Genomic DNA, 10,926 nt, shown 5'->3' on the forward strand with positions numbered 1-10,926 from the left:
ATGACGGTTTCTGCCTACCGACCATTTGCGCCGATCACCGTCCCGGTTATACGGCTGTATCGCAGGGGCATGGTGCCGATCATTCGGCTTGGCCACATGCTGGTCTTTTTCATCCGGGCGCTGGTCGCGGTGCCACTCGCGTTGCGCCAGTACCGCGGCGAGTTCCTGCGGCTGCTGTCGAACATCACCTGGGGCAATGGCTCGATCGTGGTGGGTGGCGGCACCGCCGGCGTGGCCGTTGTTCTCGGGATGACCGTGGGCGCATTGGTCGGCATCGAGGGTTACAACTTCCTGGACCTGCTCGGTCTCGGGCCCGCCACCGGCTTCGTCTCGTCGTTGGTCAACACCCGCGAGCTGGCACCGCTGATGGCGTCGCTGGCGTTCGCCATGCAAGGCGGCTGCCGGTTCACCGCACAGCTGGGGTCGATGCGGATCGCGGAAGAAATCGACGCGCTGGAATCGATTGCGATCCGCCCGATTCCGTATCTGGTGACGACCCGGCTGATCGCCTCGGTGGCGGCGATCATCCCGCTGTATGTGGCGTGCCTGGCGATCGGCTATCTGACCACGCAGGTCGTGGTGGGGATCAGCAGCGGCGGCTCGACCGGCTCCTACCTGCATTACTTCACGCTGATGCTGGCCGGCCAGGACATCGTCTACTCGTTGATCAAGGCCGTCATCTTCGTGTGGATCGCATCCACGATTCAGTGCTACTACGGGTACTACGCGACCGGCGGGCCCGAGGGTGTCGGGGTGGCCGCCGGGCATGGCATGCGAGCCAGTATCACCGTCGTGATCATCGTGAACATGCTGCTCACCATGGCATTGTGGGGCGTGGACGCCGGTGCAAGGTTCGGTGGTTGATGCCGAATTCCTTTGAGCTGGACGGGCGGGGCCCATCGGACCGGCAGCTGCTGGCCACCGGGGTTGCGGTCGTGGTGGTCGCGGCCTTGCTCACCGTCGCGATGTTGCTCAAGTCCACCGGCCGGCTCAACAACTACGTTCGGGTGGTCGCCGATCTGGTCAACGTCGGCGACGGGCTGCCGCAGAAGTCCGACGTCAAGTATCACGGCGTACTCGTCGGGACGGTCGACGATGTCATTCCCGCCGCCAACGGCAAGCCCAACTACGTCCACATCGACCTCAAACCCGAATTCGCCAAGTCGATTCCGGCCGCCGTGACCGCTCGTGTGGTGCCCAGCAACGTTTTCGCCGTGTCGTCAGTTCAGCTGGTAGGTAACGGCCCGGGCGCCACGATCGGGCAGGGCGCCCACATTCCGGAAGACACCCGGCTTCCGACCGTGCTCTTTCAGACCACCGTCAGTAAGTTGCGCAACCTACTGGCCGCCGCCGGCCGCGGTCGCGACGACCGGTCCGTAGGGATCCTGGCGGCGCTGGGCGCCGCCACCGAACACCGCCGCGTCCCCTTGCTGACGGCCGGAGCGCAATTGAATCGCCTTCTCGACCAACTCAATTCGATTGTCGGCACTGACACCGGGCCCTCGACCGTGTCCGCGCTCGTCGACGCGGCCCGTGGACTTTCACAGACGGCACCCGATCTCCTCGACGCCTTGCACCAGGCTGTCGAGCCAATGCAGACCTTCGCCGAGACGCGCGGGCAGCTGGTCTCGCTGCTCTCCGGCGCCGAGAACACCGTCGGTACGGTGCATGAGTCCTTCGACCACCACCTCGACCAACTCATCAGGATCACCAGCGACTTCACGCCGGTGCTGGGCATCCTTGCGATGAAGTCCAATAACTTCGTGCCCGCGGTCACCAAATTGGACAACTTGGCCAGCCGGTTCATGGACGAGGTCTGGGTGCCGGGAAGCGACGTCGGCAATATGCGCGCGATGCTGACCTTTACCCCCTCGTCCACCTACACCCGCGCGGACTGTCCGCATTACGGAGACCTCAAGGGGCCCAGCTGTTTCACCGCTCCGCTGATCCCGGTGCGGCCTGACCTGCCGGAAGTGCTGCTGCCGCAGAACTATCAGCCGCCCAAGGATTTGGCGCCGCCGCCGGGAACCGTCATCGGCCCCGACGGAAACCTCGTCGCCGTCGGTCCGCCGCTGATCAACCCGAACCCCAATTTGGCTGATCCCAATCCCCCACTACCAGCAGGGATAACGCCGTCGGCGCCGGTGCCGGGCAGTGCCAACCCCGACAACCCATCGCCCGGTGCTCCCGCGTCTCCTTCGCCGAACGCACCGTGGGTCGCGCCGGTGGCACCGAAGGCTCCGTGGATACCGCAATCGTCCTTCGGAGGCAACGTGGGACCCGTCGGCAGCCAATACGAGCGAAACATACTCAGCGTCATCACCGGCCAGCCCACCACGCCGGCCACCGAGTTGCTGCTGGGTCCGGTGGCCCGTGGCACCACCGTCTCTTTGAAACAGGGAACGAAATCTCCTCCCGGAGGGACGAAATGAGATTCCGGGCCCCGTTGATCGGCCTCACCCTGTTCATGGTCGTCGCATTGACCCTCACCTGGCTTGTGTACGTAAGCCTGCGACGTGACGTGGCCGGTGACACGGCCAAGTATTCGGCACTGTTCACCGATGTCTACGGGCTGCGCGAAGGCGACGACGTCCGGATGGCCGGGGTGCGGGTGGGCCGGGTGGAAAGCGTCGAGCTCGACGGGAAACGCGCCAGAGTCGCGTTCGTGGTGCAAACCGATCAGCACGTCTACGGCAACACCGTCGCCTCCGTGACGTACCAAAACATCGTCGGGCAACGCTACCTCGGGCTCTCGTTGGGGCCGGAGGGCAATCAGGGCCTGCTCCCGCCAGGCAGTGTGCTGCCGTTGGAACGCACCGAACCATCCTTTGATGTCACCGCGCTACTCAACGGCTACGAACCGCTGTTCAGTCTGCTGAACCCACGCGACGCCGACAATCTCACCAAAGGCATCATCGCCTCGTTGCAGGGTGACACGTCGTCACTGAGCACGCTGGTCAGCCAAACATCGACGCTCACAGAGACATTCGCCGGACGAGACCAGGCCCTCGGCAACGTGATCACCAACCTCAACAAGGTGGTCGGCAACCTTGCTCAGCAGAATGACAATCTCGACGGGGTCATCACCCAGACCCGCGAGGTGGTCGACCAACTCGACCGGCGGCGTCCGGAGCTGGTCTCCTCGGTCGGTTCACTGTCCCGTGTGATGGGCCGGCTGTCCACCTCAGCCACCGACGTGTACCCGGCACTGCGCGAATTCATCGACCGCAAACCCGGTGTGGCCAGACACCTGATGGATGTCGAGCCGCAGGTGGCGTTCTTCGGCGACAACATCCCGCTGCTGCTGAAAGGGCTTGTCCGAGTGGGCAACCAGGGCGCCTACGGCAACGCCTACGTGTGCGACGTCAACTTCATGGGGTTCTTCCCCGGCCTCAATGACGTCGTGCCGATCATCGTCGCCGCTGCCACCCCGGGAAACAAGACTTGGCATACACCGCGATGCAGGAGTACCGCCGGTGGCTGACTCGTCCGTTTGGCGGCGCTTCACGAAGCGTCCGCTAGAGAGCTACAACAAAACGTGGCTTGGGTTTGTGGCCGTCGCGGTGGTCGCGGTGGTGATCGGCGCCATGCTGACGGTGCACGCGCTCGGTGCCGGATACCGGCACTACACCGCGGAGTTTCTGCAGGCGGCTTCGCTGCGGCCCGGGAACCCGATCGCGGTCGCGGGTATCCCGGTGGGCGAGGTGACCAGCATGAAACTCGTCGGCGATCACGTCGAGGCGGGCCTGAAGATTCGCGACAACATCGTGCTGGGCAAGGATTCTCGCGCCAAGATCAAGGTCACCACCATCCTGGGCTCGCGCTATCTGGCATTGGAACCCAACGGCTCGGCGGCGCTGCCACACAACACGTTCGACCTGTCGCACACCGAGGTCCCCTACGACCTACAATCCGCGTTGCAGGACGCCACCACGACGTTCGAGCAGGTCGATTCCGACCGGTTCGCGCAGTCGCTTGCGATATTGGGCAAGCAGCTCGAGGGCCTGCCCGCGGTGGTGCCGCAGGCGATGAAGAACGTCCACTCGCTGTCGTCCATCATCGCGGTGCGACGCGACCAACTGGGCCAGCTGCTGGGAAACACCGAACGGGTGACCAACACTTTGCGGCGCCAGCAAGCCGGCATCGGCAACCTCATCAACCAGGGACAGGACCTGCTCGGTCAATTCGTCGCGCGGCGAGCCGTTTTCCACGCCATGATGCAATCGCTGACCAGTCTCGTTGACACCATGAGCCAGATCGTGGTGAATGACCGGTCCGGGCTGGACTCGCTCATCAACGACATTCGGGACTTCACCGGCATGATGGCTCAACACGATGACCTGCTGGGCAACATGCTGCAAATCAGTCCGATCTTCTTCCGTGAGGCGGCCAACCTCACCGGCGAGGGCAACGCGGTGAACTTCAACGCGAACAATGTCCCGCTCATCGACTCGTGGATGTGCGCAATCAGCGGGCGTGCCAAGCAGTTCGGCATGATCGAGTACTTCAAGGACTGCAAGTGATGGCGTCGAAGATCCGGTCCACAGCGCTGGCCATCAGCGCCGTCGTGGTGGTGCTCGCCGCGGCGGTCGGTGTCGGTTGGTGGTACCTGGGTTCCGACCAGGACGCCATCTCGGTGACGGCCCAATTCGACAGCGCCTCGGGTCTTTACGAGGGCAATGTGGTCGCGGTGTTGGGAATGCCGGTGGGCAAGATCACCAAGATCAACGCCAAGGGCCCCTACGTCGAAGTCGAGTTCACCGTCGACCGCCACGTCAAGGTTCCCGCGGCCGCGCAAGCCGTTACCGTGTCCACCTCGATCCTCACTGATCGGCAGATCGAGCTCACGCCGCCCTACCGTGGCGGTCCGGTCCTGGAAAACCACGACACCATCGGCTTGACCCGGACCAAGACGCCCGTCGAATTCAGCCGTGTGCTCAGCGTGCTGGACAAGGTCACCAAGTCGCTCGAGGGAGACGGCCACGGCGGCGGACCGATTGCCGACGTGCTCAACAACGGGACCAAGGTTGTCGAGGGCAACGGCGGGCAGATCAAATCGGCGCTCGACGAGCTGTCCCGGGCACTGCGCCTGTCCAGCGACGGCGGCGCCCAGACTCGCGAGCAGATCACCACGATCGTCAAGAACATCAGCACGCTGTTCGATGCGGTGGCGGCCAATGACGGCAAGCTGCGCGAATTCGCCTCCACCATCCACCAAGTCAGCCAGATCATGGCCGACGAAGACATCGGCACCGGTACCACCGGAAAAAGATTCGATCAGCTGGTCCAACGGGCCGGCGACCTCCTCGACGCCAACCGCGACACCATCAAGCGGGCTCTGGTCAACGGCAACTCCACGTTGCAGATGGTCACCGACAAGCGGCGAGATCTCGCCGAACTCCTCGATGTGGCGCCGATGCTGGCCGACAACGCCTACAACATGATCGACCGGGCCAACGGTGCCGTGCGCGCCCGCTTCCTCACGGACCGATTGCTCTTCGACAGCCAGTACACGAAAGAGATCTGCAACTTGATGGGCCTTCGCCAACTCGGCTGCAGCACCGGGACGATCCAGGACTTCGGGCCGGATTTCGGGTTGACCTACGTGCTCGACGGCATGGCTGCGATGGGGCAGAAATGACGGCCGCGCGAGCTGGGACCGCGATGGTGGCCGCCGCACTGATCACCGCGGGATGTGCCACGAATGGCCTTGCCAGCCTTCCCCTTCCGGCTCCTGGGCTGGGTTCGGGCGGATACACCCTGACCGCGGTGTTCTCCAACGCACTCAACCTTCCGATGAACGCCAAGGTGAAACTCGCCGGTGCCGACGTCGGTCAAGTCGAATCGATGAGTGCGCGCAACTACACCGCGGTCACCACGCTGCGGATCAGAAACGGCGTGCAGCTGCCGCGGGGCAGCACCGCCGAATTACGCACCGCCACACCACTCGGCGACGTATTCGTGGCGCTGAAGCCCCCCGCCGATGATCCCGCCGACGATCCGATGCTGCACAGCGGCGACACCATCGGCCTGGATTCGACGGCGGCCGCCGCGACCGTCGAGTCGGTGCTGAGCTCGGCAGCGATCCTGGTGAACGGCGGGGCCGTGCGCAACTTCACCAACATCATCAACGGGTTCGGCAAGGCGACCGGCGACCAAGGCCAGGCGTTCGGACAACTGATCAGCAAGTCCAACCAGCTGGTCGGCACGCTCGACACGCGGTCGGACCAGATTTCGACGGCATTGACCCAATTGTCCCGTCTGGCCGACCAACTCGACGCCAAAGACGCCGCCATCACCGATCTGATGACCGCGGCCAGGCCCGCCACCTCGGCCTTGGCCGACAACACCGCCGAGCTTTCCAACCTGGCCGTGCAGGTCGGTGACACCTCCCGGTTGCTGGCCAGGTTCCCGTCGATCGCGGGAACCGACACCAGCGGCCGCAGCATCATCCGCGATCTGAACACCATTGCCGGGGCCGCCAATGACGTCGCGGTAAGCCCGGATACCAGCTTCCTCGCGGTGAACCGGCTAATTCCCCCGTTGGTCAAATCGACGTCGGGAGGCGCGATTTCGGTGCACGTGGGCGTCGACAAGCTGATCCTCGGATCGCTTCCTGACATCGGATACCCGGGCGACATCGGGTTGCACGGACCACACCACTACAACGTGAACCTTCTCGTCGGCACCCTGAAGTACACCCTGTGGCGTCTGCAGGAACGCGTGGTCGGCCGGGGGCCGAACTCGCCGCAGGTTCCGGTCATTCCCGACCCCGACATCCCGGGACAAATCGATATCGCTCCCGGTCCTCCCGCGCCGGCGCCGGGGCCGCCACCACCGGGGCCGCCGCCATGATCGCGGCCGTCGCCAACGTCGTGGTCCGGGTGGTGCGGGCCGCTCACCGCCAACAGATCTGGCTGTCGGTGGCCGGATTGGTGCTCACCCTGGTGGTCGGAACCGCCTACCTGCTGATTGGTGCATTGCGGGTAGCACCGTTCGCGTCGTCGTACCGGGTTACCGTGCAGTTGCCGGAATCCGGTGGCTTGCTGCCCAACCAAGATGTCGCGTTGCGCGGTGTGCGGATTGGCCGTGTCGAGTCGTTGCAGATCACCGACAGCGGAGTCAACGCAATCGCCAGCATCACGTCTAAGGTGCGGATCCCGGCCGACAGCGTCGTACACGTGTCGGCGTTGTCACCGGCCGGGGAGCAGTACATCAACTTCGAGGCCGAATCCGATGCCGGGCCCTATCTGCACGACGGCAGCCTGATCACCCTGGCCCACGCAAGCGTCCCGGTCAGCCTGGCGCAGTTGCTCGGTGACGCCGACGGCATGCTGGCGCAGGTCGACCCGCGCAAAGTCGAGCTGATCAAGAAGGAACTGAGCCTGAGCAAGGAGGGCCCGGCGAAATTGGCCGCCATCGTTGACGGCGGCACGTTCCTGTTGTCGACGCTCGATTCGGTGCTGCCCCAAACGACCAGCATCATCAAGACCAGCCGGGTGGTGCTCACCCTTGCGCGCGATAAAAACGCCGGCTTGGCAGCCACCGCAACCGAACTCAACCGCACGCTGTCCGGGGTTGCCCGAATGCAAGCCGGCTACCGGAGGCTGACCGCACAGACACCGCGCACACTGTCGGCGGTCGACAATTTGTTCTCCGACAATTCCGACACCATGGTGCAGTTGCTGGGCAGCATGGCCACCATGTCGCAGTTGCTCTATCAGCGGGTGCCGGCGCTCAATGCGCTGTTCCCCGACTACCGCGGCTCGGTGCTGGACGCCGTGGCGAGCTCCTTTCACGACCACGGAGTCTGGGCGATCGCCGACCTCTACCCCCGCTACGTGTGCGATTACGGGACACCCGCGCATCCACCGTCGGCCGCGGACTACTACGAGCCGTTCATGTACACCTATTGCCGCGACACCGACCCTGCCGTGTCTATCCGCGGGGCCAAGAACGCGCCGCGCCCGGGCGGCGACGACACCGCCGGTCCGCCGCCCGGGGCGGACCTGGGCCGCAGAACCGATCCGACGCCGAAGGGCCGCTTCACGATTCCCACGCCATATGGCGGCCCCCCGCTACCGATCGAACCGCCGCACTAACGACCAACCTAAGCTCGAAGCTAGGAGAAGATTGTGACCGCCACATCCGAGAAAGTTGCCGAGGCCGAAATGCCCGAAGCGCCAAGCCCAGAAGCCCAACCCGAAGACGTCGACACCGACCCCGACGCCGAAAACGACGTTGACGTCAAGGACGCCGACTCTGACGCCGACTCCGGGGAAACCAAAGCCGAAGACGGCGAAGCCGACGGCACCGAAGCCACGGATGAGGACGACGAGGATATTCCGTTCGGGCGTCAGGCCAAGAAGCCGAAGCGCGAGAAGATCGCGCTCCGTGAGCGGCCCTGGGGCCGGTATCTGCGTCGCAGCCTGGTGCCGCTGTTACTGGTCGCCTCGCTTGCCGTTTCCGGCTTCCTCGGATGGAAGTTGTGGCAAGAGCATCAGGTCAAGCTGGCCGGCCAGCAGGCCCAGCAAGCGGCGATCGCCTACGCGCAAGTGCTGACGAGCATCGACGCGAACAAGGTCGACGAGAACTTCAGGCAGGTGCTCGACGGGGCGACCGGGGAGTTCAAGGACATGTACACCCAGTCCAGTGTGCAACTTCGCCAGCTGTTGATCGACAACAAGGCGAGCGCACACGGGACAGTGGTGGACTCGGCGATTCAGTCCGAATCCACGAATAAGGTTGTGGTGCTTGTCTTTATCGACCAGACCGTGGCCAACACGCAGGCACCCGATCCGCGGATCGACCGCAGCCGGATCAAGATGACCATGGAGAAAGTCGACGGCCGCTGGCGGGCCAGCAAGGTTCAGCTGCTGTGATCCGAAGAGTCCTCGCGGCGCTCGTATTAGCCTCCGCCGCAACGATTCCCAACGCCACGTACGCGCGCGCGTCCGCCCCGTCGTTCTGCGGCGAGCTCGGTGGCGACTGGGACGGCCTGTACTGCCACACCTCGGTGACGTCGGAACGCAACGCCGTCCGCGACATCAAGGTCGCGCTGCCGGGTGAGCTCATCGACAACCCGGCCACCAGCGGCGTGGTGCGTGACTACTTGCACACTTTGGTCAACAACTGGCGCAACGCCAACGCGAGCATGGCGGCGGACAGCTATGGCGAGGAGAACTACCAGATCTTCCAGCACGGCAATCTGCTGAGCGCGGTGTTCCACGAGGACTACCACGCCGACGGACCCAAGCCCAACAACGCCTACCGCACCTTCACGTTCGACATGGCCAGCGGCCGGCGAGTGCAACTGGCGGATATCACCAACGGCAATCCGCTGACCGCCATCCCGCCGCTGGCGCAGCCCTTCATCGAAACCGCGCTCAATCAGGCGCCGCCGCCGCACGACCCGGGGACCTACCCGTTCGTCGTCGACCGCTGGACTCCCGACAAGGTCTACTCCGGCGCGTACAAGGCGTGGGCGCTGACCCCCGACGAGTTGATCATCTACATGCCGGACTATCCCGTCGGCCACGACGACCCGATCAACTTCTCACCCGGCCTCCCGCAGTGGTACATGGACGGCGGCACCGTCCAGGCTCATATCCCGCTCTCGGCGCTGAGTCCGGTTCTGCGCATCTAGTCCGCGACGCCGCGGAGTCTCCGCGTACAGTGACATTAGTATTTAAGTCACCTAACTAATGCAGAGACGTGGGCGGAAGGGAGCCGGCATGGCGCGCACCGAGAACGACACCTGGGATTTGGCATCCAGCGTAGGCGCGACGGCAACGGCAGTCGCGACACAGCGCGCGATGGCTTCGCAGGGGCCGCATCGGTTGCTCAACGACCCGTGGGCCGATCCCCTGGTGCGCGCGGTCGGCAGTGACACCTTCATCAAGCTGATCGACGGAAAGCTCGGCGACACCGCCGATCCCGTCATGAACCGCAAGGCTGTGCTCGAGCAGATCACCGTGCGCACCCGGTTCTTCGACGACTTCTTCCTGCAGGCGTCCGACGCCGGTGTGCGGCAGGCCGTGATTCTGGCGTCCGGCCTGGACACCCGGGCTTACCGGCTGCCGTGGCCGGCGGACACGGTGGTCTACGAGATCGACCAGCCCGGCGTGATCGACTTCAAGACCCGCACGCTGGCCGACCTGGGTGCAAAGCTGCCCGCAGCACGACGCACGGTCGCGATCGACCTGCGCGAGGACTGGCCCGCCGCACTCGTCGAGGCCGGGCTCGACACGTCGAAGCCGACTGCGTGGAGCGCCGAAGGCCTGTTGGTGTACCTGCCGCCGGAGGCACAGGACCGCTTGTTCGACAACGTCGCCGCGCTGTCGGCGCCGGGCAGCCGGATCGCCTGCGAGCACATGGATTTCCGCAGCATTCCGGCAGATTGGGCGGAAAAACTCACCGCGAGGGCGCAGCGCATCGGCTCCAAGATCAATCTGGCCGAGTTGTTCTATACCGGTGATCGCAACTCCGCCGGCGATTACCTCACCGAGCACGGTTGGCGGGTCGACATTCGAACAACCGAGGAAGCCTTCTCCGCCAACGGTTTTCAGGTGCCGCAGGACGAGCTGGCCTCGTTCGGCGGGGCTTCTGGTTACCTGTCGGCAGTGCTGGGCTGAGCCGGTTGCCTCAGTTGGCCTGCCGGCGACGCAGGTCGATGGAGATCACGTCGGCAATCTCCTGGCTTTCCGCCGTCTGACCGCGATGGTGGGTTGCGGTGCCGCTGCGGCGGCGCACGCTTCCCGCCAGTTCGCTGTAGTCCCAGGCTAAGTCGCTGACTTCCCGCTTCGTCCGGCCAAGCGCAGTACATAACGCTGCCACGATGCGCCGCACATGCAGGACGGTGATATTGACGGCTTCCACGGCGATGTCGGCGATGCGGTTCAACTCTCGCTCGAGCATGAACATCCC

At 64.6% G+C, this 10,926-nt stretch carries 11 protein-coding genes; 10 read left to right on the plus strand and 1 reads right to left on the minus strand.

All coding sequences use genetic code 11. From position 1 onward, the window contains the following. The 10 genes from ACZY0B_RS16345 (at window position 1) to ACZY0B_RS16390 (ending at window position 10,634) form a co-directional block, all read left to right on the plus strand. The gene (locus ACZY0B_RS16345; RefSeq protein WP_463765179.1) at window positions 1-864 is read left to right on the plus strand and encodes an MlaE family ABC transporter permease; all 864 of its coding nucleotides are present in this window, start codon (window positions 1-3) and stop codon (window positions 862-864) included. Further along, window positions 864-2,432 (plus strand): MlaD family protein, encoded by a 1,569-nt coding sequence (locus tag ACZY0B_RS16350; RefSeq protein WP_463765180.1) that lies wholly within the window; start codon window positions 864-866, stop codon window positions 2,430-2,432. The genes ACZY0B_RS16345 and ACZY0B_RS16350 overlap by 1 nt, the downstream gene beginning before the upstream one ends. Then, entirely contained in the window at window positions 2,429-3,484 is a 1,056-nt protein-coding gene (locus tag ACZY0B_RS16355; RefSeq protein ID WP_463765181.1) for an MlaD family protein, read from the plus strand. Before ACZY0B_RS16350 ends, ACZY0B_RS16355 begins: the two co-directional genes overlap by 4 nt. After that, window positions 3,477-4,523: an MCE family protein gene (locus tag ACZY0B_RS16360; RefSeq protein WP_463765182.1), complete on the plus strand. Its 1,047-nt coding sequence runs from the start codon at window positions 3,477-3,479 to the stop codon at window positions 4,521-4,523. Before ACZY0B_RS16355 ends, ACZY0B_RS16360 begins: the two co-directional genes overlap by 8 nt. Beyond that, entirely contained in the window at window positions 4,523-5,641 is a 1,119-nt protein-coding gene (locus tag ACZY0B_RS16365) for an MCE family protein (RefSeq protein WP_463765183.1), read from the plus strand. Before ACZY0B_RS16360 ends, ACZY0B_RS16365 begins: the two co-directional genes overlap by 1 nt. Further along, window positions 5,638-6,855, plus strand: coding sequence for an MCE family protein (locus tag ACZY0B_RS16370; protein WP_463765184.1), 1,218 nt, complete (start codon window positions 5,638-5,640; stop codon window positions 6,853-6,855). Before ACZY0B_RS16365 ends, ACZY0B_RS16370 begins: the two co-directional genes overlap by 4 nt. Then, window positions 6,852-8,102, plus strand: coding sequence for an MlaD family protein (locus ACZY0B_RS16375; RefSeq protein ID WP_463765185.1), 1,251 nt, complete (start codon window positions 6,852-6,854; stop codon window positions 8,100-8,102). Before ACZY0B_RS16370 ends, ACZY0B_RS16375 begins: the two co-directional genes overlap by 4 nt. Window positions 8,103-8,135: 33 nt before the next feature. Beyond that, the gene (locus tag ACZY0B_RS16380; protein ID WP_463765186.1) at window positions 8,136-8,882 is read left to right on the plus strand and encodes a tetratricopeptide repeat protein; all 747 of its coding nucleotides are present in this window, start codon (window positions 8,136-8,138) and stop codon (window positions 8,880-8,882) included. Next, window positions 8,879-9,646, plus strand: coding sequence for a mannan-binding family protein (locus ACZY0B_RS16385; protein WP_463765187.1), 768 nt, complete (start codon window positions 8,879-8,881; stop codon window positions 9,644-9,646). The genes ACZY0B_RS16380 and ACZY0B_RS16385 overlap by 4 nt, the downstream gene beginning before the upstream one ends. 88 nt (window positions 9,647-9,734) lie before the next feature. Continuing rightward, window positions 9,735-10,634: a class I SAM-dependent methyltransferase gene (locus ACZY0B_RS16390; RefSeq protein ID WP_463765188.1), complete on the plus strand. Its 900-nt coding sequence runs from the start codon at window positions 9,735-9,737 to the stop codon at window positions 10,632-10,634. 10 nt (window positions 10,635-10,644) lie between these two features. Here ACZY0B_RS16390 and ACZY0B_RS16395 read toward each other — a convergent pair whose 3' ends face one another. Next, window positions 10,645-10,923 carry a hypothetical protein gene (locus tag ACZY0B_RS16395; protein ID WP_463765189.1) on the minus strand — a complete coding sequence of 93 codons (279 nt, stop codon included), beginning with the start codon at window positions 10,921-10,923 and terminating at the stop codon, window positions 10,645-10,647. Window positions 10,924-10,926 lie beyond the last annotated feature (3 nt).

It is taken from the genome of Mycobacterium sp. IDUB_19 (assembly GCF_055419445.1).